This is a genomic window from Brevibacterium sp. LAARM2_SD2 (genome assembly GCF_057364785.1).
The window spans coordinates 234,184-256,718 of record NZ_JBNFOM010000001.1; the positions used below are offsets into that span (position 1 = coordinate 234,184).

At 69.9% G+C, this 22,535-nt stretch carries 21 protein-coding genes; 16 read left to right on the forward strand and 5 right to left on the reverse strand.

Annotation, left to right across the window (positions count from 1 at the left end):
• Window positions 1-111 precede the first annotated feature (111 nt).
• From AC2W7K_RS01075 to AC2W7K_RS01090, 4 genes are all read left to right on the forward strand, one after another.
• Window positions 112-1,983, forward strand: a complete 1,872-nt coding sequence (locus AC2W7K_RS01075) for an MOSC domain-containing protein (protein ID WP_344250319.1) — start codon at window positions 112-114, stop codon at window positions 1,981-1,983.
• An 81-nt stretch (window positions 1,984-2,064) separates the two neighbouring features.
• Entirely contained in the window at window positions 2,065-3,717 is a 1,653-nt protein-coding gene (locus tag AC2W7K_RS01080) for a hypothetical protein (RefSeq protein ID WP_486005668.1), read from the forward strand.
• On the forward strand, window positions 3,615-4,265 hold the full coding sequence (locus tag AC2W7K_RS01085; RefSeq protein WP_486005669.1) for a sensor histidine kinase: 651 nt from the start codon (window positions 3,615-3,617) through the stop codon (window positions 4,263-4,265). The genes AC2W7K_RS01080 and AC2W7K_RS01085 overlap by 103 nt, the downstream gene beginning before the upstream one ends.
• Before the next feature lie 128 nt (window positions 4,266-4,393).
• Window positions 4,394-5,125, forward strand: a complete 732-nt coding sequence (locus tag AC2W7K_RS01090; RefSeq protein ID WP_198499966.1) for a response regulator — start codon at window positions 4,394-4,396, stop codon at window positions 5,123-5,125.
• Between the two features lie 38 nt (window positions 5,126-5,163).
• Here AC2W7K_RS01090 and AC2W7K_RS01095 read toward each other — a convergent pair whose 3' ends face one another.
• The gene (locus tag AC2W7K_RS01095; RefSeq protein WP_198499965.1) at window positions 5,164-6,054 is read right to left on the reverse strand and encodes a serine hydrolase; all 891 of its coding nucleotides are present in this window, start codon (window positions 6,052-6,054) and stop codon (window positions 5,164-5,166) included.
• Window positions 6,051-7,049: a LysR family transcriptional regulator gene (locus tag AC2W7K_RS01100; RefSeq protein WP_344250324.1), complete on the reverse strand. Its 999-nt coding sequence runs from the start codon at window positions 7,047-7,049 to the stop codon at window positions 6,051-6,053. The genes AC2W7K_RS01095 and AC2W7K_RS01100 overlap by 4 nt, the downstream gene beginning before the upstream one ends.
• Window positions 7,050-7,144: 95 nt before the next feature.
• On the opposite strand from AC2W7K_RS01100, the gene AC2W7K_RS01105 reads away from it, so the two are divergent.
• The 6 genes from AC2W7K_RS01105 to AC2W7K_RS01130 all read left to right on the forward strand — a co-directional run bounded on the left by AC2W7K_RS01105 (window position 7,145) and on the right by AC2W7K_RS01130 (window position 14,302).
• Window positions 7,145-8,113, forward strand: coding sequence for a hypothetical protein (locus tag AC2W7K_RS01105; RefSeq protein ID WP_486005670.1), 969 nt, complete (start codon window positions 7,145-7,147; stop codon window positions 8,111-8,113).
• A complete protein-coding gene (locus AC2W7K_RS01110) occupies window positions 8,106-9,041 on the forward strand; it encodes a penicillin-binding transpeptidase domain-containing protein (protein WP_486005671.1) in 936 nt (311 codons plus the stop codon). The genes AC2W7K_RS01105 and AC2W7K_RS01110 overlap by 8 nt, the downstream gene beginning before the upstream one ends.
• Window positions 9,038-11,296, forward strand: a complete 2,259-nt coding sequence (locus AC2W7K_RS01115) for a transglycosylase domain-containing protein (RefSeq protein WP_344250328.1) — start codon at window positions 9,038-9,040, stop codon at window positions 11,294-11,296. The genes AC2W7K_RS01110 and AC2W7K_RS01115 overlap by 4 nt, the downstream gene beginning before the upstream one ends.
• Window positions 11,293-11,613 (forward strand): hypothetical protein, encoded by a 321-nt coding sequence (locus tag AC2W7K_RS01120; protein WP_344250330.1) that lies wholly within the window; start codon window positions 11,293-11,295, stop codon window positions 11,611-11,613. The genes AC2W7K_RS01115 and AC2W7K_RS01120 overlap by 4 nt, the downstream gene beginning before the upstream one ends.
• Before the next feature lie 84 nt (window positions 11,614-11,697).
• On the forward strand, window positions 11,698-12,672 hold the full coding sequence (bla, locus tag AC2W7K_RS01125; RefSeq protein WP_344250332.1) for a class A beta-lactamase: 975 nt from the start codon (window positions 11,698-11,700) through the stop codon (window positions 12,670-12,672).
• Between the two features lie 262 nt (window positions 12,673-12,934).
• The gene (locus AC2W7K_RS01130; RefSeq protein ID WP_486005672.1) at window positions 12,935-14,302 is read left to right on the forward strand and encodes an MFS transporter; all 1,368 of its coding nucleotides are present in this window, start codon (window positions 12,935-12,937) and stop codon (window positions 14,300-14,302) included.
• Window positions 14,303-14,388: 86 nt separating this feature from the next.
• Here the strand turns inward: AC2W7K_RS01130 and AC2W7K_RS01135 are convergent, their stop codons facing one another.
• Window positions 14,389-15,672, reverse strand: a complete 1,284-nt coding sequence (locus AC2W7K_RS01135) for an MFS transporter (protein ID WP_344250334.1) — start codon at window positions 15,670-15,672, stop codon at window positions 14,389-14,391.
• Window positions 15,673-15,754: 82 nt separating this feature from the next.
• Between AC2W7K_RS01135 and AC2W7K_RS01140 the strand changes: the two genes are divergently transcribed.
• Window positions 15,755-16,057, forward strand: coding sequence for a helix-turn-helix domain-containing protein (locus tag AC2W7K_RS01140; RefSeq protein ID WP_486005673.1), 303 nt, complete (start codon window positions 15,755-15,757; stop codon window positions 16,055-16,057).
• A 148-nt stretch (window positions 16,058-16,205) separates the two neighbouring features.
• Entirely contained in the window at window positions 16,206-16,571 is a 366-nt protein-coding gene (locus tag AC2W7K_RS01145) for an IclR family transcriptional regulator (protein WP_486005678.1), read from the forward strand.
• 100 nt (window positions 16,572-16,671) lie between these two features.
• On the opposite strand, the gene AC2W7K_RS01150 is transcribed toward AC2W7K_RS01145, so the two are convergent.
• On the reverse strand, window positions 16,672-16,911 hold the full coding sequence (locus AC2W7K_RS01150) for a hypothetical protein (protein WP_344250338.1): 240 nt from the start codon (window positions 16,909-16,911) through the stop codon (window positions 16,672-16,674).
• A 710-nt stretch (window positions 16,912-17,621) separates the two neighbouring features.
• Between AC2W7K_RS01150 and AC2W7K_RS01155 the strand changes: the two genes are divergently transcribed.
• Genes AC2W7K_RS01155 through AC2W7K_RS01165 form a run of 3 tightly spaced genes read left to right on the forward strand, consistent with a single transcriptional unit; the run spans window position 17,622 to window position 20,383 of the window.
• The gene (locus AC2W7K_RS01155) at window positions 17,622-18,725 is read left to right on the forward strand and encodes a cupin domain-containing protein (RefSeq protein ID WP_344250340.1); all 1,104 of its coding nucleotides are present in this window, start codon (window positions 17,622-17,624) and stop codon (window positions 18,723-18,725) included.
• Window positions 18,722-19,639, forward strand: a complete 918-nt coding sequence (locus AC2W7K_RS01160) for a fumarylacetoacetate hydrolase family protein (RefSeq protein WP_344250342.1) — start codon at window positions 18,722-18,724, stop codon at window positions 19,637-19,639. The genes AC2W7K_RS01155 and AC2W7K_RS01160 overlap by 4 nt, the downstream gene beginning before the upstream one ends.
• A 6-nt stretch (window positions 19,640-19,645) precedes the next feature.
• A complete protein-coding gene (locus tag AC2W7K_RS01165; RefSeq protein WP_344250344.1) occupies window positions 19,646-20,383 on the forward strand; it encodes a maleylpyruvate isomerase family mycothiol-dependent enzyme in 738 nt (245 codons plus the stop codon).
• Between the two features lie 144 nt (window positions 20,384-20,527).
• On the opposite strand, the gene purB is transcribed toward AC2W7K_RS01165, so the two are convergent.
• Window positions 20,528-21,964: an adenylosuccinate lyase gene (purB, locus tag AC2W7K_RS01170; RefSeq protein WP_344250346.1), complete on the reverse strand. Its 1,437-nt coding sequence runs from the start codon at window positions 21,962-21,964 to the stop codon at window positions 20,528-20,530.
• A 323-nt stretch (window positions 21,965-22,287) separates the two neighbouring features.
• Here purB and AC2W7K_RS01175 point away from each other — a divergent pair, with 323 nt between their 5' ends.
• Window positions 22,288-22,533, forward strand: a complete 246-nt coding sequence (locus AC2W7K_RS01175; protein WP_137824949.1) for a hypothetical protein — start codon at window positions 22,288-22,290, stop codon at window positions 22,531-22,533.
• The last annotated feature ends 2 nt before the right edge of the window (window positions 22,534-22,535 follow it).

Below are 22,535 nucleotides of genomic sequence, written 5' to 3' on the forward strand. Positions count from 1 at the left end.
GACCTGACTTTATACCCCCGTAGGGTATAGCGCAACCCCCGCCGAGGCGGTCCCTGTGCGATTCGTCTCATCACCCCGCCCGCGTCGCCCCGGTGCTCCTAGAATCGAGGCATGCGTGCTGTCAGACTGTTCCGCTTCCCCGTCAAGGGGTTCCCGGCAGAGGAGATCGCCGAGACGGTCGTCGATGCGAACCGCGGCATCCTCGGCGACCGGGTCGCCGCCTTCACGAACGGAAGCCTCGACGTCCCCGCCGACCAGTGGCAGCGATACTCCGCCTTCACGGTCCTGAAGAACGACCCTGACCTGCAGAGATGGCAGGTGGCCAGTGCCCCCGCCGAGGCGGTTCCCGCGCTCACGCTGACCGCGCCGGACGGGGAGGCGACGACCTTCCGCGCCGACGATTTCGAGAGCCGGGCCACCGCGGCGGAGTTCCTCGGCGCCCGCATACCCCCACAGGGCAGTTTTCCGCGCAGTCTCGTCGTCGCCGGACAGGGCATGTTCGACTCCCGTGAGTCCGGCATCTCGCTCATCAACCCCGCCACGGTCGCGGCCATCGGCGCCACCGACGAGGGGCGGGCGGCACTCGGCGCCGGCGACGACCTCGACCCGCTGCGCTTCCGCGGCAACGTCCTCCTCGACGGGCTCGCGCCGTTCGCCGAGTTCGGTCTCATCGGCCGGATCATCCGCCTCGGCGGGGTGCGGCTGGCGATCAGCCAGGCCATCGAGCGCTGCCCGGCGACGACCGTCAACCCGGTGACCACCGAGGTCGACGTCAACGTTCCGCGCCTGCTGGCCTCCGCGTGCGGCCACGTCCACTGCGGGGTCTATGGGCGGATCCTCGAGTCCGGGGTGATCACCGCCGGCGATGAGATCGTCGTCGAGGGCGAGGCGCCCCGGGAGCACGTGCCCACGGCGCGGACCCCGCGCTTCATGACGGTGCTCGACTCCCGGCAGATCTGCCACGACACCGTGGAGATCTCCCTGCGCGACGAACTCGGCTGGATCCGGGAGTTCGACGAGCCGGGGACCAATCTGCGCGTCCACCTCGAACTCGGGGCGCCGTTCTGGCGGACATATACGATCACCGACGTCACCGACGACATCGTCTCGATCGCCGTGCGCACGCAGGGCAAGGGGTCCCGGGCCGTTGCGAGCCTGCCGGCCGGGGAACGGGTGCTCGCGTCAGGACCGCATGGAACGATGACGGCAGATCGCGTCTTCGGCGGCACGACGGCGCTCATCACCGCAGGCATCGGGATCACCCCGAGCCTCGGACTGCTGCGCGAAGCGGCCCGTCAGCCGGTGGCCGTCGGGGCCGGCATACCCGGCAGCGGGGCTGAAGCACCTGCCGACGGGACTGAGGGCGTTGCCGTCGGGGCCGGCGCCTCCGTCGGCGGCAGCGCTGTGCCCGCAGCCGAGCGGCTCAGGCTCCTCCACGTCGACCGGGACCAGCGCACGGCGTGCCTGTGGAATCGGCTCCTCGACCGCGCCCACGGCACCGGTCTCCCCGTCGAGGCGCAGCATCGGGACACTGCGGTGGCCGGCCGCCCCGACCACGCCGAGCTCGTCGCGCTGCTGACCGGCTGCGACAACGTCATGGTGTGCGGGCCCGCGGACTTCACGCGCGCCGTCCTCGCCGCGGCCGATGAGGCCGGGGTGCCCGGCGTCCACCAGGAGACCTTCGCGTCCCCGCGGTCCGGGATGACCGAGGCGATCGCCGAATGGCCTCCCGCCGAGGTGACCCTCGCCGATTCGGGGACGAGCTTCCTCTGGGAGCCGACCCAGGGCACTCTCCTCGAGGCACTCGAGGCGCGCGGCATGCAGGCGGCGAGTTCGTGCCGCGGCGGATCGTGCGGCACCTGCTCGGTGCGGCTCGCCGCCGGTGCCGTCGCCTACCCGATCGAACCGGCAGCCCAGGTCGCCGCCGACGAGGTGCTCGTGTGCTCGGCCGTCCCCGCCGGTCCGATCAGCCTCGCCCTCTGACGGTTCCGACCGGGCCGGACAGCCCGGGCCGGACAGCCCGGGTGACACGATCCCGGCACGGCCGGGTGACACAATGGGGCCATGACGACCCCGGCCGACGAGACGACGCGTCCGACGCTCACGCGTGCGCTCGTGCGTCCCGTCGTGCGGCTCAGCCGTCGGGTGCGCTACGGGGTTGCCGGGCGGATCATGTTCGCGAACTCGGTCATGCTCGTCGGCATCATGGTCCTGACGACGAGCCTGCTCTACCTCCAGCTCTCGCAGATCAACACCGCCCGCCAGCAGGATCTCCTCCGCTCGGCCGCGGACAGCATCTCGCTGTCCCTCGGCATCGTCGACGCCGGTGACACCGACGTCAGCGATGACCTCCTCGCGCCGTCCTCCCGCGCCGACGTGCGCTCGATGCTCAACAACGTCGTCAACGAGTATCAGTTCGACACCGCAGCGGTCGTGCCGATCGACTACCTGCGCACCCCGCCCTCGCTCGGGTCCGCCGATCGCCGGGTCGCGATGGAGCGCAACATCGTCACCGCATCCTCGGGTGACATCCCCGATGACTCGATCGACCAGCTCGCCGCGTCGATCGGCCCCACCCGCATCCTCAGCGGGCGCTCCGTCGTCCGGTTCCTCGACGACGGCGGGGAGGGCGGCGGCACGATGTACGTCGTCACCCCGGTCTTCGCGAAGCATCTGGGCATCGACGAGGTGGGACCGAACACCGTCGTCGGCGCCGTCATCGTCGGCAACTCCGCCGACGCCGTCCGGGCCGGCTTCCTCGCCCAGAGCAAATGGCTCATCGGCATCGCGATCGCGACTCTGCTGCTCGGCATCGGCGCCTCGTGGGTGACCTCGCGCGGTCTGCGCCGAGTCACCGGCGACTACGGCGCCAACGAGCTGCGGGGCATCATCGAGTTCTACTCCTCCGTGCTCAAAGCGGTCTCCGAGGGTCTGCTGCTCATCGACCGGTCGCTCGGGATCGTCCTCATCAACGCCGAGGCGCGCCAACTCCTCGGCCTCCCGAGCGTCGGCACGAAGCGGCAGGGTGCGGGGTCGGCGGCGGATGGTACGGGGTCCGCCGAGGATGCGGGCGCGGGTCCCGGTGACGCGGCAGGCGTGGGATCCGACGAGACTCGTGGGCAGACCGGAACGACCGCGGACTCCGCAACGACCTTGGGAACAGGAACTACCGCGACCGACGGAACCCCTGCGGATTCCCGGGCGAAGCGGGACACCGAGGTGACTGCGGACACCGAGGTGACTGGGGCCTCCGCGACCGCCTCGGCGAGCGCCACACCCACCACCGCCTCGGCGAGCTCGAAGTCCACCACGACCACTCCCGACGCCGTCGAATCGACGACACCCGAGGGCGGCATCCCGCTGTCGGACCTCGAGCTGCCCGAGGCGCTCATCGACCTCCTGGCGTCGGGCCGCTGGGCCCGCAACGAGTTCCACTACACCGACGATCGGGTGCTCATCGTCAACCAGCAGCCGACCGATGAGGGCAGCGACACGTGGGTCGTGACGATGCGCGATCACACCGAGCTCGCCAGCTCACCGGTGAGCTCGTCTCGGTGCGCTCGTTCTCCGATTCGCTGCGCGCGCAGACCCACGAGTACGCGAACCGCCTGCACATGGTCATCTCCCTCCTCGAGACCGGTCATGTCGACGAGGCGATCGACTTCGCCGCGAAGGACCTCGACGACCTCAGCCGGGTCACCGGCGACGGGCAGATGAGCTTCGACCATCCCGTCCTCTCGGCGCTCCTGCTCTCGAAGATCGCCCAGGCCGGCGAGGTTGGCATCGACATGACGGTCGACACGGTCGGACTCACCGGCAGCCTCGGCGGGGATGACCGGGACCTCGCGACGATCCTCGGCAACCTCATCGACAATGCCTTCGACGCCCTGAGCAGGCAGGACGTGCTGCCGGAGAACAAGCGCGTCCACGTCCACCTCAGCGGCGCGGGCGGTGCGAGCGGGTTCACGATCGAGGTCAGCGACGACGGACCCGGCATCGCCGAGGAGGACCTCGACGCGATCTTCGAGCGGGGCTGGTCGACGAAGCACGACGGGGTGACGACCGACAGCGGGCGCGGCCGCCAGCAGACGGGCACCAGGGGAGTCGGACTCTCGCTCGTCGTCCAGGCCGTCCGCCGCCTCGGCGGGGCCATCGACGTCCAGGGCCGCGGCGAGGACGGAGACGAGTTCAGCGGGGCCGTGCTCACCGTCTGGCTGCCCGACGACATGGCCGCCGCACAGCGGACTCGGACTACCGAACAGTAGCGCCGGAGCGGGCCACAGGGAGGCTTGCCGACCGGCGCCGTCGGGCGACGACGGCCGTCGTCGCGGATGTGCCGAGCCTGGAACACATTCCCCGCAGCGCCCGTCGGACAGCGGTCTAGACTGGCGGCATGTCAGAGAGTTCTCAGCCTGATTCGAGCATCGGTGTGCTCGTCGTCGAGGACGAGGCCGTGGCGGCCCGCGCTCACGCGAAGTACATCGAGCGCATCGACGGCTACCACGTCGCCGGGGTCGCGAAGAACGCGACGCAGGCGATGGCGGCGCTGACCGGCAAGATCCTCGGCCTCGACCCCGACGGCATCGATCTCGTCCTCCTCGACATGAACCTCCCCGACGGTCACGGCCTCCAGGTCTGCCGGGCGATCCGCGGGCAGCGCGTCGACGTCGACATCATCGCGGTCACCGCCGCCCGCGACATGCAGATCGTCCAGGAGGCGCTGTCCTACGGGGTCGCGCAGTACATCATCAAGCCCTTCACGTTCCCCGTCTTCAAGTCGAAGCTCGACGCGTACTCCTCGTATCGCTTCCGCCTCGGCGCGGACTGTCCCGACGGCGAGGTGACGCAGAACGAGGTCGACACCGCGATCGCGGCCCTGCGCACGCACACCGTGACCGCGACCCCGAAGGGGGTTCCCGACGGGGTGCAGGGGGAGGTCAGGGGAGTGCTCACGGACAAGCCGGGGCAGTCCGCCGCCGAGGTGGCCACGAGCCTCGGCGTCTCCCGGGTCACCGCGCGTCGCTACCTCGAGGCGATGGCCGATGCGGGCATGCTCGAGCGCCGTCCCCGCTACGGCTCCGCCGGGCGCCCCGTCCTCGAATACACCGTCGTCGAACAGGAGTGAACCGGGACGTCCGCGGCCCGTGCGTCTGGGCGGCGGGCTCACCCCAGGGTGCGCAGGTGCTCGATCGCGAGCCGCGCGCAGTAGCCGATCGACGCATCGAGCTCCGGTTGGGAGAACGTCGCGATCGATGACCGGGTGAACACGGCGATGCTGTAGGCGGAGCCGTCGCTGTCGACGACGACCCCGGCCTCGTGCCGGAAGTTGAGGAACGTGCCCGTCTTCCCGTAGTACTGGACGGCATCCATCGGGAAGCCGGCGGCGATGCGATGGCGGAAGATCTGCTTCTGCAGCAGGCGCCGCAGCGTCGCCGACCCCTCGGGTCCGAGCAGCCGCCCGGTGTGGATGAGTTCGAAGAGCTTCGCGGTGGCGCGCACGGTGCCGGTGTTGAATGCCGAATCGGGCAGCTGCGGAACCCGCCCGGAGCGGGCGTCGGCGGCCGCGACGGCCAGGGCCTGCGCCTCATCGCCGGCGGCCACCTCGGCGAGGACGTCGTAGAGGTGGGACATCGGTGAGGTCACTTCGAACGACCGGATCCCGCCGCGGTGGAGCACGGTCATGATCCGGTCGGGTCCGACGAGGTCGAAGAGCGTGTCCGCGGCGGCGTTGTCGCTCACCGACAGGGCCATCGCGGCGAGATCGCGGACGCTCATCTCGACGGGGTCGAGGAGTCCCGCGATCCCCGTCCCGCCCGGGGTCGAGTGCGCCGGATCGACGAGGAGGCGCTGCGTGAGGTCGACGGCGCCGTCGGCGGCCGCGTCGAGGAGACCGGCGATGACGGCGACCTTGCCCACCGAGGCGAGCGGAATCCGCGCCGATTCCCGGATGCCCAGCGACCGGTGCGTGCCGAGGTGCTCCGCAAAGAGGAAGCCCTGCGCACCGAGGCCGGTCCACACTCCGTTGATCTCGTCGATGACGGTCGTCGCGCTCACGGTCGGAACAGCCTCTCATCGGCGTAGCGGCCGTCCCCGTCGGGGACCACCGCGTGCGTACGGTGGGGACGGGCCCCGAGGATCTCCGCGATCGCCGCTCTGAGCGCCGGGGCGGTCTCCATGAGTCCGGCGAGATCGCAGCTCTCCGACCCGACGACCTCGACGCGGCGGGCGAGTTCGACATCCCGGAGACTCCGGTGGGGAAGGCTGTGGGTGCGGGCCGTCTGCGGCGTGCACAGGAGCACCGACTCATGGGCGAAGACGTGGGTGACCGCGTCGAACTCGGAGTCGGCGACCCGCAGCTGCCCGAGGTGGATGCCGCGGGCGACGAGCGGGGTGAGCAGCCCGGAGTCGTGGAGGAGCCCGGCGTCCTCGGGCAGGAGGGTCACCGACTCCCGCTCTGCATGCCGGCCGAAGCCCATGCCCGGCGGCATGCCCCGCAGGTCCGCGGCGCTGATGCTCGAGGGTTCGGAGTGCGGGGCGAACCTCGGCGAGGCGGCGACGAGGTCGACGACGAGGTCGCTGACCTGACGCCGCCGTGACGTCGTCGCCGGTGCCCCGAGTCCGCGCACGTCGAGGCCCGCGTCGATCTCCCCGGCGCCGATGAGGTCATCGAGGTCCGCGGCCTCCGCCGGCGTGAAGCGCGGGGGAGCGCCGGCAAGGCGCAGCTCGCGGGTGGCGGCGATGAGGACGGCGGGGTCGAGCTGCCCGCTCACCCCGATGACGAGCCCCCGATCGCGACGGCCGGCGGTCTCGGCGAGCCCGTCGATGCGGCGGAGGATCTCGAGGACGTCGGGCAGCACCGCGCGGCCGGCGGCGGTGAGCCGGATCCGCCGTGAACTGCGATCGAAGAGGCGGACGCCGAGGTGCTTCTCGAGCTCGGCGACACCGCGGGAGATCGGCGGCTGCGCGAGCGAGAGCTCGTCGGCGGCCCGCGTGAAGCTCTCATGTTCGGCGACGGCGCGGAACATTTCGAGGCTCTTGAGGAGGTTCATCGACCCGATTCCACCTGGACGTATATCAGAAAGTGCATAGTTCGAACTCCATGTGATATTGGACATGCGAAGATGCTCCTGCCGACGATAGCACCATGAAGACCCGTTCTCGTCGGATCATCGGCGCCGCCGTCGTGCTCGTCCTCATCGGCATCGGCCTGCTCGCGCTGCGCACCCTGCCCGTCCTCCCCTCGAGCGCGGCCGAGGAGATCGCCGCCGATCTCACCTCCGGCAGCCTCGAGTCCCCGGTCTGGTCGACCGCGGATGCGCAGCAGAGCTTCGATGCGGTCGTCGCTGATCTCGCCGAGGCGGTGCCCACCCGTCGTGTCACCGTGGACTCCGTCGACGGCGGGGTGAGCTCGGCGACGGCGACGCTGCGCTGGGAGTGGGCCGTGCCGACCGGGAGCTCCGACGGTCCCTGGTCGTACACCACCGAGGTGCCGCTGCGCCGCAGCGGTGCGACCTGGGCTGCCGACTTCGCCGAGAGCGTCGTCCACCCCGACCTGCAGGCAGGCCAGGTCCTCGCAGTGACGAGGACACCGGGGACCCGGGGTCGCATCCTCGGGCAGGGCGACGAGGTCCTCGTCTCCGACGGGGAGGTCGTCGATGTCGGGCTCCAGCCGAGCAGACTCGACGATGAGACAGCGACGTTCGACCAGCTCAAGAGGTCCCTCGACGTCGATCCCGGTGAGCTCGCCGACCGCGTCAAGGCCGCCGACCCTGACGCCTTCGTCCCCGTCATCACCCTGCGCCGGGACGACTACGAACTCGTCAAGGGCGCGATCTTCGACCTGCCGGGCACGGTGTTCCGGACCCGCCTGCAGCCGCTGTCGCGGACGAAGGACTTCGCGGCGGCGACCCTCGGCAGCACCGCCCTGGCCGGCCCTGATGAGGTCGCCGCCGAACCCGAAGCGCTGACGCCCGAGTCCTACGTCGGCACGAGCGGCATCCAGCTCCTCTACGACCGGACGCTGCGGCCCACCCCCGGCCTCACGGTTCTCACACGGCCGGGCCCGGGCCAGGCGTCGACGCAGAGGCGGGACCGCCGCGGCGCCGGTGCATGAGGTCGCCGGCACCGACGGCGCGGACGTCGAGACGACGATCGACGTCGCCGTGCAGACGGCCGCTGACGAGGCCGCGAAGACAGGGACGAAGCCCACCGCGATCGTCGCGATGCGCCCGAGCGACGGCACCGTGCTCGCGGTCGCCAACGCCGATCCGCAGGGCGCGGCCTGGGACCGGGCACTGACCGGACAGTACCCGCCGGGGTCGGTCTTCAAGGTCGTCTCCGCCTCGGCGATGGTCGGCACCGGCATCGCCCCCGACGCGACGCTCAGCTGCCCGAAGACGACGACGGTCGAGGGCAAGCGCTTCAAGAACGCCGAAGACCACGTCCTCGGCGACGTCGACTTCACCGAGAGCTTCGCCCAGTCGTGCAACACCGCCTTCGTCGACTCCGCGCCCGACGTCACCCCGGCGGCGCTGAGCGAGACGGCACTGGCGCTGGGAATGGGCGAGGTCGACATCGGCACCGACTCGTACATGGCCTCGGTTCCCGAGGTCGACGACACCGTCGAGCATGCGGCGGCGATGATCGGGCAGGGCAAGGTGCTCGCCACCCCGCTGGCGGTGGCGACGATGGCCGCGAGCGTCGCCGCCGGCAGCACCGTCCAACCCCTCCTCGTCCTGCCCGACCGCAGGGACGGCGATGTCCCCGCCCCCGATCAGAAGGCGCTCGCCGAGGTGAAGGCGATGATGCGTCAGACCGTGACCGGCGGCACCGCCTCGGCGCTCGCCGACGTCCCCGGCGGCCCCGTGTACGGCAAGACCGGCACCGCGGAGTACGGCACCGACGTGCCCCCGCGCACCCATTCGTGGTTCGCCGGGTTCCAAGACGACGTGGCGGTCGCCGTGCTCGTCGAGGACGGCGGATTCGGCGCCGAGGCGGCTGTGCCCGTCGCCGACCGCTTCTTCACGGAGCTCAACTCATGAGACATCTGCTGAAGTTCCTCGCCCTGTCCGTGTGCGCCGGCATCGTCGCCGCGGGGCTCGCCATCCCCGCGGCCGGGTCCTCGGTCGCCGCCCTCGATGCGGGAAGGGATCTCTTCGACTCCCTGCCCGCCGAACTCGACGACCGGCCCCTCGCCCAGCCCTCGACGCTGCTGACGGCCGACGGGACGACGATCGCGACCTTCTCGTGGCAGAACCGGGACGAGGTGCCGCTGGAGGAGATCTCGCAGCCGATGCGGGATGCGACGCTCGCGATCGAGGACCGCCGCTTCTACGAGCACGGCCCCGTCGACGTCGAAGGCGTGGCCCGCGCCGTCGCGAAGAACCTCCTCACCGGGTCCCTCCACGGCGGATCGACGCTCACCCAGCAGTACGTGAAGAACGTCCTCATCAATGCCAGCGAGGCCGACGGCGACGAGCAGGGCATCGACCGGGCCAGGGACCGCTCCGGGACGAGCGGCATGGCGCGCAAGCTGCGGGAGATGCGGCTCGCGATCACCGTGGAGAACACGTACTCGAAGGACGAGATCCTCGGTCGCTATCTCAACATCGCCAGCTACTCGGGATCGCCCAACGTCTACGGCGTCCAGGCCGCCGCCCGCCAGTACTGGGGCGTCGACGCCGCCGACCTCACTATCGCCCAGGCTGCGACCCTGGCCGGGATCGTGCGCAACCCCTACGAGTACAACCCGCAGAAGAACCCCGAAGCGGTCATCGAGCGCCGCAACCTCGTGCTCGAGAAGATGGCCGAATACGGATTCATCACCCCCGCCGATCAGAAGGAAGCTGCGGCGTCCGGCCTCGAACTCAAGACGAACATCACCCCCAACGGCTGCGCCTCTGCCGGGGATCTCGCCTACTTCTGCACCTACGTCGAAAGCGCAGTGCTGAGCGATGAGCGCTTCGGGGCCACCGCCGACGAGCGGAAGGAGACCCTGCGCCGAGGCGGTCTGACGATCCGCACCTCCATCGATTCGGCCCTGCAGAAGAAGGCCGTCGAGGCTGTGCGCGCTCGCGTGCCCGTCGGCGATCGGTCCGGGGCGGCACAGGCTCTGGTCAGCGTCGATGTCGCCACCGGAGAGATCCGGGCGATGACCCAGAACACGGAGTACAGCCTCGGCGAGGAGGACGGGCGCGGACGCACCTCGGTCAACTACGCCGTCGACAGTCCCTTCGGCGGCGGCACCGGCTTCCAACCGGGGTCGACGTGGAAGCCGTTCGTGCTCGCCGCGTGGCTGGCCGAGGGTCGCAGCCTCGGCGACACCGTCAACGGCTCGGGGACCAACTACACGGGGTTCTCGACGCAGGGGTGCGACGGCCGCAACTACGCTGCGGCCGGCTACAACCCGCGCAATGCCGGGGACTCCGGCGGTGCGAACGGCGGGATGACCGTGCTCGAGGCGACGAAGAGGTCGGTGAACAAGGCCTACGCGGACATGGCCTCGCAGCTGAACATGTGCGACATCCGCGATACGGCGACCAGCCTCGGCGTGCGACTGGGCACGGGCGAGGAACTGTCGACGGCGACGCTCGCCGACGGCACCGAACAGGTCCTCTATCCGTCCTCGATCCTCGGGACGGTCTCCGTCTCGCCGCTGACGATGGCCTCGGCGTACACGGCGTTCGCCAACCACGGGACGAAGTGCGCACCGCAGGCGATCGTCACCGTCACCGACTCCGCAGGCACGGAGATCCGCGGTTCCGGTGGGAACGAGGGGTGCGCCGAGGTGATCGACCCGACGATCGCCGACACCGTCGCGTATGCGCTCAGTCAGACCTTCGAGGGCGGGACGACGACCAGGCTGCGCATCGGCGCACCGGCGGCGGCGAAGACGGGGACGACGAACTTCGAGGTCGGCGCGAGCTGGCTCGTCGGGTTCACCCGCGGCCTGTCGACGGCGGTGTGGACGGGGGACCCCGAGGGCATGCGGGACTGGCGGCGGAACTCGCGCGGGTCGATGCCGAGGATCGTCTACGGGGAGACCGTCTCGGGTCCGACGTGGCGGGAGTTCATGCGCTACGCGGGACCGCGCGCGGAGACCGGCGGCTTCCCGCGGCCCGCCGGGGCGGGCGCCTCCAGCGGCGGCGCCTCCAGCGGAGGTTCGGACCGGTCGGGGGAGGACTCCTCGGCACGAGATGATGTCGGCCAGCCGGGCGATGCTGGAAAGCCGGACGATGCTGCGAAGTCGGACGATCCGGCGAAACGGGATGACGAGGCAGGGTTGGGAGGGACATGAATCCGCGGTCGATCGGCGGCGCTGTCGGGTTCGGTGTCACTGCGCTCGTCGCCTTCGCGTTCCCCATCGCGATGTTCGCCTTCCTCGGGCTCATCGCGTACTCCGGCTGCTTCATCCGCTGCTCGGGTCAGCCGCAGACGGACTGGGTGGCCACGCTGTCCTACCTCGGCGTCTCCGGCCTCCTCGTCATCGACATCGGACTGTGGGCGTGGGCGGGATACCGGTGGGGCCGGGTGGTGCCGCTCATCATCGCCGCGGTCCCCGTCGTGCTCGCCGGCATCGTCTTCGGCATCGGCACCCTCGCCGGCGGGTTCTGAGACCACGGGAGGGTGCTCGGCCGAGGTGCGGACATGAGCGGAAGTCGTCCACTGAGAAGTCGTCCACTGTTGAGGAGAGAGAAGATGATGTCACTGACACTGCGAACCCGGATGCTGCGCGCTTCGGCCGCGCTGGCCTGCACGAGCGGCCTCATCCTCGCCGCCGGCTGCCAGGAGAGCGGGACGGACAGTGCCGCGGACGGAGCCGATCCCGCTGCGTCCACCTCGACTGGGGTGCCCACGGAATCGGGTGACCGGACCGCTGCGGCCCCAGCCGACGCTGCGGACTCCTCCTTCACGCAGCTCGAAGACGACTTCGATGCCCGGGTCGGCGTCTACGCCGTCGACCTCGACACGGGCCGGGAGGTCGCCTGGCGCGGCGATGAGAGGTTCGCGTACGCGTCGACGATCAAGGCGATGGCCTCGGCGGCGCTGCTCGACGAGGTGGGGACGGACGGCCTGTCGAAGGACGTGGCGATCTCACGCGACGACATCGTCAGCCATTCGCCGGTGACCGAGACGAAAGTCGGGGGCACGATGACGCTCGCCGAGCTCTGCGAGGCCGCGATGACGCAGAGCGACAACGGCGCGGCGAACCTCATCTTCGCCGAGCTCGGGGGACCGGCATCCTTGGATTCCCGCCTCGACGACCTCGGCGACACCGGGACCACGGTCTCCCGCACCGAACCCGGGCTCAACGAAGCGAAGCCCGGGGATCCGCGCGACACGACGACCCCACGCGCCTCGGCGGACAATCTCCGCGAATACGTCTTCGGGGGAGTGCTCAGCGACGACGAGGCGACGACCCTGACCGACTGGATGAAGGCGACCCAGACCGGGGACACCCTCATCCGCGCCGACCTGCCCGAGGACTGGACCGTCGGAGACAAATCCGGCACCGGGTCCTACGGGTCCCGGAATGACCTCGGCATCGTCTGGCCGGGCGACGGCGGGCCGATCGTCATCTCCGTCCTGTCGTCGAAGGATGAGAAGGACGCCGAGGCGGACGACCGTCTCATCGCCCGCGCCGCAGCCGCCGCCGTCGACGCGATCCGGTGAGTCGGCGGGCACCGCGACGACCGCGCGCTCGCTCGGCAGGGGCACCGCCGGACTGTTCGGCGACTGTGCTGCAGGCGCTCTCGGATCTGCATGACCGCCTCGGTGCTGGGCCGCTGACCATTGACGACGGTGAAAATATGTCCGGAAGCCTCCCCTGTGTCCGGGTCAGCTGATAGTCTCAAGCGCGGATCACCTGTAAGGGAAACTTGCCGGCGAGCAACCACCCTGAGTGCACCTTTCCCATGAGCGAACGGAATCAGCGATGTCCGAGTTCGAATCTGAGTCACGCCCCGGCACCGGACAGGAGTCCGGCACTCCCGAGAAGGAGCGCGGACGCCGACGGTCGATGCTCGTCGCCGCCTTCGGCACCGTCGTCGAATGGTACGACTTCTCGATCTTCTTCTACGTCGCGACGACGCTGACGACGGAGTTCTTCGGCGGGCAGGCCGATTCGCTGCTGCTCACCCTCGGCGTCGGCGCCGCCGGCTTCCTCTTCCGACCCCTCGGCGCGATGGTCTTCGGCCACCTCGGCGACCGCGTCGGGCGGAAGCAGGCACTCGTCGTCTCCGCCGTCCTCATGGCCGTCTCGATGCTCGGCATCGCCGTCATACCCGACTACAACACGATCGGCATCTGGGCGGGCGTGGGCCTCGTCTTCTTCCGCTGCCTCTCCGGCTTCTCCGTCGGCGCCGAGTACACCGGCATCATGGTCTTCCTCATGGAATCGGCCAAGCCCGGCAAGCGCGGCGTCGCCGCGTCCTGGGCGGCGGCGAACAGCGAGGTCGGTGCGCTGCTGGCCGTCGGATCCGGGGCGCTGCTGGCCAACACCCTGTCCACCGAGGCGATGGAGACGTGGGGCTGGCGTGTGCTCTTCGTCCTCGGCGCGGTGCTCGCCGCACTCATGGTGCCGCTGCGCCGGATGATGGTCGAGACGGACACCTTCAAGCGCCTCCAGCAGGCGGAGAAGAAGGACGTCGCCCTCCAGCGGTCACCGCTCATCACCGCGCTCGTCGAACAGCCGCGCGCGATCCTCGTCGCGTTCCTCATCTCCTCGATCGGCTCGGTGAGCTACTTCCTCAACATCACCTACGTCCCCACCTACATCGAAGAGGTGGCGCAGGTGCCGAACTCGGGATCGCTGGCGCTCGGCACCGTCGCCGCGGTCGTCGCGATCGTCGTCACCCCGTTCTTCGGCGTCGCCTCCGACAGGTTCGGACGCAAGATCGCGCTGGCCGGGCTCATGGTCGTCTTCGTCTTCACGACGATTCCCGCCTATGTGCTGCTGAGCAACGACTCGGCGGCCATCGCGATCGGCGGCGCGGCGTTCCTCGCGATTCCCGCCGCCGGCTGGAGCGCGGTGGCCGCGGCGATGATCCCCGAGCAGTTCACCGGAACCAGCCGCTTCTCCGGCATGGCGATCGGCTACAACGTCGCCACCGTGCTCTTCGGCGGGCTCTCCCCGCTCATCGCGACCGCGCTGATGAGCTCGACCGGCATCACGCTGGCCCCGGCGATCTACGCGACGGTCGTCGTCATCGTCGCCGGTGTCCCGGCGCTGCTGCTGGCCCGCAGCATGGGGAACAAGACGCTCGCCGAGGTCGACGCCGACCGCCACCTCGTCCCGGCATAGGACGGGTCGAGGTGGCGTCAGGGTTCTCGCCGCCGAGGTGAGGCGCCCCAGTAATCGGGCCTGGGCCTCGACCTGCGGCCGGCGAGTTACTGCGCGGCGGCCGTAGCCGGCGCATCCTCCTCGGGGGCCCGGTTCCGCTGCCGGCGGCTGAGCACCGTGAGCAGGCCGAGGACGAGTGCCGAGGCCAGGGCCGACCCGCCGAAGAGGAGGAAGTTCATCGACGGTGCGACCCCCTGCATCCCGAGGAGGATGCCCGAGACCTGCGGGGCGAGCACCGCACCGATGCGACCGACGCCGAGCGCCCAGCCCAGGGCCGTGCCGCGCAGATTCTCTGGGTAGTGTGACGCGATCGCCCCGATGATGAGCGACTGGGTGCCGTGGGTGCCGATGCCGGCGAGGACGAGCGCGATGTAGATCGCCGCCGTCGCCGTCGTTCCGCTCATCAGGGAGACGAGCGCGACTCCCGCGACACCCGCGGCGACGGTCGCCGTCGGCAGGATGCCGAACCGGTCCCCAGCCCACGCGGTGAGCACGGATCCGACGACGGCACCTAGGTTGAGGGCGAGGGTGAAGGCGAGGGCCGGACCGAGGTCGGCCCCGGAATCGCGCATGATCTTCGGCAGCTGCGTGCCGAGGCCGTACCACGCGAAGAGCGTGAAGAGGGTGGTGAGGGCGAAGAGGATGGAGAAGGTCAGCCAATGCGGACCGAGCAGGGTGCTGAACCCGGCCTTCCCCCGGCCGGCAGATCCCCGGTCCGCCACCGGCGTGCGCACGGTCGAGGTCTCCGGCAGCACCTTCCAGGCGACGGCGAGCAGGACGAAGGACACGATGGTGATCCAGAACATCGACCGCCACCCGAAGGCCGGGATGAGAGCGAGTCCGGTCAGTGCCGCGATGGCACCGCCGATCGGCACTCCCGACATCATGAGGGTCGCCATCGAGCCGCGCCAGCGCGGCGGGACGAGCTCAGCGGTGAGCGCATTGGCCGACGGCACGAGTCCGCCGAGCCCGAGCCCGGCGATGAGGCGCAGCGCCCCGAAGACGCCGGGGTTCGGGGCGACGGCGCACAGCACGGTCGCGACGGCGAAGACGATGACGCACACGAGGATCGTCTGTCGCCTGCCCAGGGCATCGGCGAGACGACCGGCGACGACGGCGCCGATCATCATGCCGAGGAACGCCAGCGATCCGAGGGTGCCGGCCGATCCCGGCGTCAGCCCCCAATCGGTGGTTTCGATGAGTGAGTTCTGCACGGCGCCGTAGACGATGAGGTCGTACCCGTCCATGACGATGAGAAGCCAGCAGATGATGACAGCTGCCCAGCGGTGCGCTTCACTGCGCACCGGGGCCTTGAGCGTGGTCTCGGTCATGGGTGACACCGTAAGGAGCGTGTGAATCCGATCACGAGACAATTCTGCTCTGCGGAATCTGTGAGTCGGTTACGGTTAGGCTATGCCGCAGCACTTCAGCATTGTCAAACGCCCTGACCATGCCATCGAATCCGTCGACAACGCTCTGCTGCTCATCGATCTGCTGCGCCGTCATCCGCAGGAGGGCGTGCGGGTCGCCGATGTCGCCGACTACCTCGGGGTCGCGCCCTCGAGTGCGCACCGGCTGCTCTCGACCCTGCTCTACCGCGGGTTCGTCACCCGCGGCGCCGCCCGCCAGTACCGGGCGGACCGGCGCTCGGCGTCGCCGATTCGCAGGGCACCCAATCCGTGCCCGGTCCCGTCCTCGACGTCCTCGCGCAGCTGAGTGCTGACACCGGGGAGACCGTCTCGCTGCTGCGTCGCCGCGGGGTGAGCGTCGAGTTCCTCACGACGGTCGAATCCCGGCAGCGTCTGCGCGTGGGGGAGCGGACCGGGACCGTGCTTCCGGCACGGCTGACTCGGGCGGCAAGGCTCTGCTCGCCGCCCTCGACGATGCGTCGATCCGCTCGCTCTACGCCGGGGGACGGACCCCGGCCGAACGGCTCGCCGCCCATGATCTCGTCAAGCTGCTCGCGGAGATGACGGACGTGCGCCGCGTCGGCTATGCCCTCAACCTCCGCCAGACCGAGGCCGACATCAGCGCCCTCGGGATCGCCGTGCCCCGTGCCGGGGGTCTGCCGCCGCAGAGCGCGGTGGCGCTCAGCGCGCCCGCGGTGCGGACGAAGCAGCTGATCTCGGAGTCCTCGATCGACCTCGTGCGCCGCGCCTGCGCCGATCTTGCCCGCATCGCGGCGGAGATCGACACTCCGGAGCCGGGGAGCGCAGCAGACAACGACTGACCCATGCAAGCGGTCTCGCCGTCGTGTTCGAGCGCACGGGACTCCACTCGGAGGTCGCGAGCGCATTCCGCGCCGGACAGAATGAGGGGTCGACCCCGGACTAAGCGGCAGGGCGGGATGCGCCGTCGCCGCTCCGAGCGGCTCGCCGGCGACCAGCGAACTCGCGTCGCATCTGTGCGAACCCGGCTGTCATCGCGACGATTCCGAAGACGATGAAGACCGTGCGAACCCACCCGTCGGAATCGGTGAACAGCTGGTTCGGCAGCACGAACAGGAAGGTCGCGCCGACGAAATACCAGACGGCTGTCGACCTCTGATCAGTGTGACCCTTCTTGCTCATCGGGAGTTCCTTCCACTCGTTCCTCGAGAGCCGCAGCTCCGCCGAGCCCGTATCGCTCTGTCCGGCAGTTCCTTCGGCCCTGGTGTCTCTTCGAGTCTAGGAATGACGCCGATGGACCCACATCCCCCAGGCGGGGGAGACCGGCGTCCGTCGCGCGATCGAAATCCGCGATCGCATCCGCATCCCTCGCGCGCAAGTGCACTGATCGCCCTCCCATCTCTCCGTCGCCGCATGAGTTCCAGGAAAGCCTCATCAACCCCAGGACGAAATGGTCAGGCATGCCCGCGCAGAATCTGTCCAGAACGACCTCAGCTCCGCCGCGACCAGTGTGCAACCGGCCCAGCACGGCGCCGCACGCCCGGCCGCCCCGCGCACTGACGCAGTGGGGCGACACATACGCGGTGAACCGACACCTACGCGCCGAACCGACGCGTCCAGTGCTCCGCGCCGCCGTTCTCCGGACGCAGAGTGTCGATCATCGAGTCCGAAATCGACACTCTGCGTCCGCGACTTCGGCAGGGGTACTGGGAGACATGCTTCTTGCGGGTGTACCGCGAAGGCATCCCCATTGGTGCACTGGAGACCTCAACCCGCCCCCGCCACCGCCTCGGCGCTCCCGGCAGATTCCGTCCAGCGGAATTTGCTCCCCTCCGGCCCCTGACGCTCGATAGCCTCGGCGCAGAATCAGCACTGTGGCCGAGGAGGTCCCGATGACGCGCCCTGCACCGACGATGACGAACCCCGATCCCACCGCGGAGGAAGCCGCGGAACTCGACGCGATGTACCAGACGATGGCCGCGGAGAACATGATCCCGCTGTGGACGCAGCTCGACGAGCTCATGCCGCCGACCCCCGCCTCGGCGGCGGTGCCGCACCTCTGGCAGTGGAAGACGCTGCTGCCGCTGGCCGAACGCGCCGGCGACCTCGTGCCCGTCGGCCGCGGAGGGGAGCGCCGCGCGATCGCGCTGGCCAACCCCGGCCTCGGCGGGGCACCGTTCGCCACGCCGACGCTGTGGGCGGCGATCCAATACCTCGGCGGGCATGAGGTCGCCCCTGAGCACCGGCACTCGCAGAACGCGTTCCGCTTCGTCGTCGAAGGGGAGGGCGTGTGGACGGTTGTCAACGGCGATCCCGTGCGGATGTCGCGCGGTGACTTCCTGCTCACCCCGGGCTGGAACTTCCACGGCCACCACAACGAGACCGATCAGCCGATGGCGTGGATCGACGGTCTCGACATTCCCTTCGTCCACTACGCCGACACGTCGTTCTTCGAGTTCGGCATCGACCGGGTCACCGACGAATCGACCCCGGACATCTCCCGGTCCGAGCGGCTGTGGGGCCATCCGGGACTGCGGCCGCTCTCGGGACTGGCGAACACCGTGAGCTCGCCGATCGGCGCCTACCGCTGGGAGCACACGGATCGCGCGCTCACCGAACAGCTGCGACTCGAGGACGAGGGCTTTCCCGCGACCGTCGGCCAGGGCCATGCGGCGATCCGCTACGTCAACCCGACGACCGGCGGGGACGTCATGCCGACGATCCGCGCCGAATTCCACCGCCTCCGCGAAGGCACGAGGACCCCGGTGACCAGGCGCGTCGGCTCCGAAGTCGTCCAGGTCTTCGAAGGACGGGGACGCATCCTCGTCGACGATCGGACGTTCGCGGTGGAGAAGGGCGACCTCGTCGTCCTTCCCTCGTGGTCGGCCGTGAGCGTTGAGGCCGACACCGGCCTCGACCTCTTCGCGTTCAACGACCGCCCCATCATCGAAACCCTGAATTTCGCTCGCACCCACGTCGAAGGAGAACACCAGTGAGACTTGCCACCATCGCCACCGGATCCACCGCCCGCGGAACCGACCCCGCCTCTGCCGCCGCCGTGCTCAGCGGCGATGACTACCTCGTCATCGACGGCTTCACCGACGTCGGCGATCTGCTCGCCACCGAGAACTGGGAGGCCACCGTCGCCGAGGCGCTCGCGAACCCCGCAGCGACCGTGCCCGGTGCCGACGCCGAGGTGCTCCAGCTCATCACGCGCCCGGGCAAGATCATCTGCGTGGGGCTCAACTACCGCAGCCACATCCTCGAGATGGGACGCGACCTGCCCGCATACCCGACGCTGTTCGCGAAGTTCGCCGAGACGCTGACCGGGCCCTACGCCGATGTGCCGTTCGCCCCGGAGGACCCCGAGCTCGACTGGGAGGGCGAGCTCGTCGTCGTCATGGGCAAGCAGGTCCGCCGGGTCGACGAGACCGAGGCGGCCGCGGCGATCGCCGGCTACACGATCGCCAACGACATCTCGATGCGCGGCTGGCAGTTCCGGACGAAGGAATGGCTGCAGGGCAAGATGTGGGAGGACTCGACCCCTCTCGGGCCGGTGCTGACCACCGCTGACGACTTCGACCCCGCCGAGGCGGTGCTCACGACCACCGTCAACGGCGAGGTCATGCAGGAGCACGCGATCGGCGACCTCGTGTTCTCCCCGGCTCACCTCGTCTCCTACATCTCGACGATGATCACGCTCGAACCCGGCGACATCATCCTCACCGGCACTCCCGGCGGAGTCGGGCGGGCCCGTGACCCGCAGGTCTACCTTTCCGTCGGCGACGAGGTGACCGTGTCGATCGACGGGATCGGGCAGATCGCCAACCGGATCGTCGACGCGGACGCCCCGGGCGCCGCCGGCGAATCCCGCCTCGCCACCGCAGGCAGCACGGCCGACGCAGGCTGAGGACCCATGGTCGCCAGACACGATCTCACGACTGACCCCGAACTCCGGGACGAGCTGCTCACCGTCCGCCGCGGCACGGCGTTCTTCGCCCGGAAGGTCACCGAGCTCTCCGACGCCGACTTCGACGAGCCGAGCCTCCTGCCCGGCTGGGCGCGGCGCCACCTCATCGCCCACGTCGGGTACAACGCGCGGGCGCTGATCCGCCTCGTCCAGTGGGCGAACACGGGCGTCGAGACCCCGATGTACGACTCGCCCGCGGCCCGCGATGCCGAGATCGACTTCGGGGCGACCCTGCCCGTGCGCGCACTGCGCCACCTCAACGACCACGCCGCCATCAGCCTCGATGTCGAATGGCGAGACAGCCCGGACGCGGCGTGGGAGGCGACGGTGCGCACCGCGCAGGGACGGGAGGTCCCGGCCCGGGAGACCGTGTGGATGCGCACCCGGGAGGTCTGGCTCCATGCCATCGACCTCGCCAACGGCGCCCGCTTCTCCGACGTCCCCGAACCCGTGCTCGCCCGCCTTCTGCGCGACATCACGGGCACCTGGCGGGCTCGCGGCACCGATGCGGGCCTCGTTGTCGCGGTCGACGGGTGGGCAGACCGCCTCGGCGACCTCGAGTCCGAGGACCCGGCGATCGTCAGCGGGGAACTGCCGGACCTCGTCCGCTGGGCATCGGGCCGCGGTGACACCGGAGTGACGTCATCGACGGGAGAGATCACGCCGGCGCCGAGGTGGCTGTAGCCGTCGTCGACGACAGCGCAGTCATCATCGCCCGCCACGACCGGTTCCGTCGTGGCGGGCGATGTGCGTTCGTGCCGGTTCCGTCGTGGCGGGCGATGTGCGCTTCTGCCGGTTCTTCAGTGAGGGGCGACGGGCGCTGAACCCTCAGGCGGCGGGAGACGTCGCCTTCCACGCGGCCACCTCGTCGCGGGCGAGCTGAGCAGCCTGCCCGACATAGGTCGCCGGGGTGAGCGCGGTGAGACGGGCCGTCTCCTCTGCGGGCAGACCGAGACCGGCGACGAACTCCTGGAGATCGGCCTGGTGGATGCGCTTGCCGCGGGTGAGCTCCTTGAGCTTCTCGTACGGGTTCTCCATGCCGGGCACGCCCTGGAGGCCGGCGGCGCGCATCACCGACTGGATCGCCTCGCCGAGCACCTCCCAGTTCGCATCGAGGTCTGCGGCCAGGGCGTCCTCGTTGATCGCGAGCTGACCGAGGCCCTTGACGAGGTTGTTCAGCGCGAGCACCGAATGGCCGTACGCGACGCCGATGTTGCGCTGCGAGGTCGAATCCGTGAGGTCACGCTGCATCCGCGAGGTGACGAGGGTCGCGGCGAGCGAATCGAGCAGTGCCGATGAGAGCTCGAGATTCGCCTCGGCGTTCTCGAAGCGGATCGGGTTGACCTTGTGCGGCATCGTCGACGAGCCGGTGGCGCCGGCGACGGGGATCTGCTTGAAGTAGTTCATCGAGATGTACGTCCACATGTCGGTCGCGAGGTTGTGCGCGATCCGGTTGAACCGGGAGACGTCGGCGAAGAGCTCGGCGTCCCAGTCGTGCGACTCGATCTGCGTGGTCAGCGGGTTGAACGTGAGGTCGAGGCTGCCCTCGACGAAGGTGCGGGCGATCTGCGGCCAGTCCGCACCGGGCACCGCGGCCAGGTGGGCGGAGTACGTGCCGGTGGCGCCGTTGATCTTGCCGAGGAAGTCCGTCGCGGCGATCCGCTCGTACTGGCGGCGCAGGCGGTGGACGAAGACGGCGAGCTCCTTGCCCATCGTCGTCGGGGTGGCCGGCTGGCCGTGCGTGTGGGCGAGCATCGGGACCTCGGCGAGGCTCTCGGCGGTCTCGGCGAGGGTGTCGATGAGGGCACGGGCGCGGGGGAGCCAGACCTCCTCGGTGGCGCCCTTGATGCCGAGCGCCCACGAGAGGTTGTTGATGTCCTCCGAGGTGCAGCAGAAGTGGACGAGTTCGCTCAGGTCCTCGGCGCCGATCGCCACTAGCGCGTCCTTGATTGTGTATTCGACGGCCTTGACGTCGTGCACGGTGACCGCCTCATGGGCGGCCAGTGTGGCGATCGTATCCGCGTCGAACCCCTCGGCCCACTTCCGCAGGGCCGTGACCTCCGCCTCGGTGAGGGTGCGCACGCCGGGAATCACGGAGTTCTGCGCGAGGTGGATGAACCATTCGACCTCGACCCGGATGCGGTTGCGGTTGAGGGCGGCCTCGGAGAGGTGATCGACGAGGTCAGCGGTGTCTTTGCGGTAACGGCCGTCGAGCGGTCCGAGGGCGATGGCGGGCGAGACTTCAGCGAGTGAAACGGTCGGCATGACCTCATTTTCTCACGGGCCCGGAGCCGTCCGCTCACGGGCACGGAACCGCTCACTCACGGGTCGGTGCCTGTGGACGGCGCGGGGACTCGCGTGCGTGGGGCCTGTGGACGCTCAGTCGCTGTCCACAGTGGCGACGCGGGGTCTTCAGCGGAAGCGCTCCGGTCTCCTAGGGTGCCGGCACAGGATCGGGCGTTGGGCTCGTGCAGGTCTTCTCGTGCAGGGGACGGGCATGGTGCTCGCGCCGCTGACAGGAGCGCGGCTCGCACTGGCCTCGCGCGACCAACGGGGACACGGCTCGTGCCGGGGAAGGGGATGGAGCGATGATCACCGACGAACTCGCGGCCAGCCGCGACGGGTGGCGGCAGCGGGCCAATGAGCTGCGTTCGCTCGCGACCGCGGCCCGGCAGATCGACGGGTGGGATTCGCCCGCCGGCCGGATGCTCGTCGACCGGCTCGGTTCGTGCGCCGAGGCGATCGCGGGCCTCGCCGACCGGGCCGACGATCTCGCCGAAGCGTACGACCTCCATCTGCAGGTCGTCTCCGTCGGCGGACGGATCCAATTGTGAGA

Excerpts from the sequence above, each read along its gene's own strand:
- AC2W7K_RS01120 (WP_344250330.1), top strand. The coding sequence starts at position 11,293 with ATGAATCCGCGGTCGATCGGCGGCGCTGTCGGGTTCGGTGTCACTGCG.
- AC2W7K_RS01165 (WP_344250344.1), top strand. The coding sequence starts at position 19,646 with ATGGTCGCCAGACACGATCTCACGACTGACCCCGAACTCCGGGACGAG.
- AC2W7K_RS01155 (WP_344250340.1), top strand. The coding sequence starts at position 17,622 with ATGACGCGCCCTGCACCGACGATGACGAACCCCGATCCCACCGCGGAG.
- AC2W7K_RS01115 (WP_344250328.1), top strand. The coding sequence starts at position 9,038 with ATGAGACATCTGCTGAAGTTCCTCGCCCTGTCCGTGTGCGCCGGCATC.
- AC2W7K_RS01080 (WP_486005668.1), top strand. The coding sequence starts at position 2,065 with ATGACGACCCCGGCCGACGAGACGACGCGTCCGACGCTCACGCGTGCG.
- AC2W7K_RS01175 (WP_137824949.1), top strand. The coding sequence starts at position 22,288 with ATGATCACCGACGAACTCGCGGCCAGCCGCGACGGGTGGCGGCAGCGG.
- AC2W7K_RS01130 (WP_486005672.1), top strand. The coding sequence starts at position 12,935 with ATGTCCGAGTTCGAATCTGAGTCACGCCCCGGCACCGGACAGGAGTCC.
- AC2W7K_RS01105 (WP_486005670.1), top strand. The coding sequence starts at position 7,145 with ATGAAGACCCGTTCTCGTCGGATCATCGGCGCCGCCGTCGTGCTCGTC.
- AC2W7K_RS01100 (WP_344250324.1), bottom strand. The coding sequence starts at position 7,049 with ATGAACCTCCTCAAGAGCCTCGAAATGTTCCGCGCCGTCGCCGAACAT.
- AC2W7K_RS01150 (WP_344250338.1), bottom strand. The coding sequence starts at position 16,911 with ATGAGCAAGAAGGGTCACACTGATCAGAGGTCGACAGCCGTCTGGTAT.
- AC2W7K_RS01140 (WP_486005673.1), top strand. The coding sequence starts at position 15,755 with ATGCCGCAGCACTTCAGCATTGTCAAACGCCCTGACCATGCCATCGAA.
- AC2W7K_RS01085 (WP_486005669.1), top strand. The coding sequence starts at position 3,615 with ATGGTCATCTCCCTCCTCGAGACCGGTCATGTCGACGAGGCGATCGAC.
- bla (WP_344250332.1), top strand. The coding sequence starts at position 11,698 with ATGATGTCACTGACACTGCGAACCCGGATGCTGCGCGCTTCGGCCGCG.
- AC2W7K_RS01090 (WP_198499966.1), top strand. The coding sequence starts at position 4,394 with ATGTCAGAGAGTTCTCAGCCTGATTCGAGCATCGGTGTGCTCGTCGTC.
- purB (WP_344250346.1), bottom strand. The coding sequence starts at position 21,964 with ATGCCGACCGTTTCACTCGCTGAAGTCTCGCCCGCCATCGCCCTCGGA.
- AC2W7K_RS01075 (WP_344250319.1), top strand. The coding sequence starts at position 112 with ATGCGTGCTGTCAGACTGTTCCGCTTCCCCGTCAAGGGGTTCCCGGCA.
- AC2W7K_RS01135 (WP_344250334.1), bottom strand. The coding sequence starts at position 15,672 with ATGACCGAGACCACGCTCAAGGCCCCGGTGCGCAGTGAAGCGCACCGC.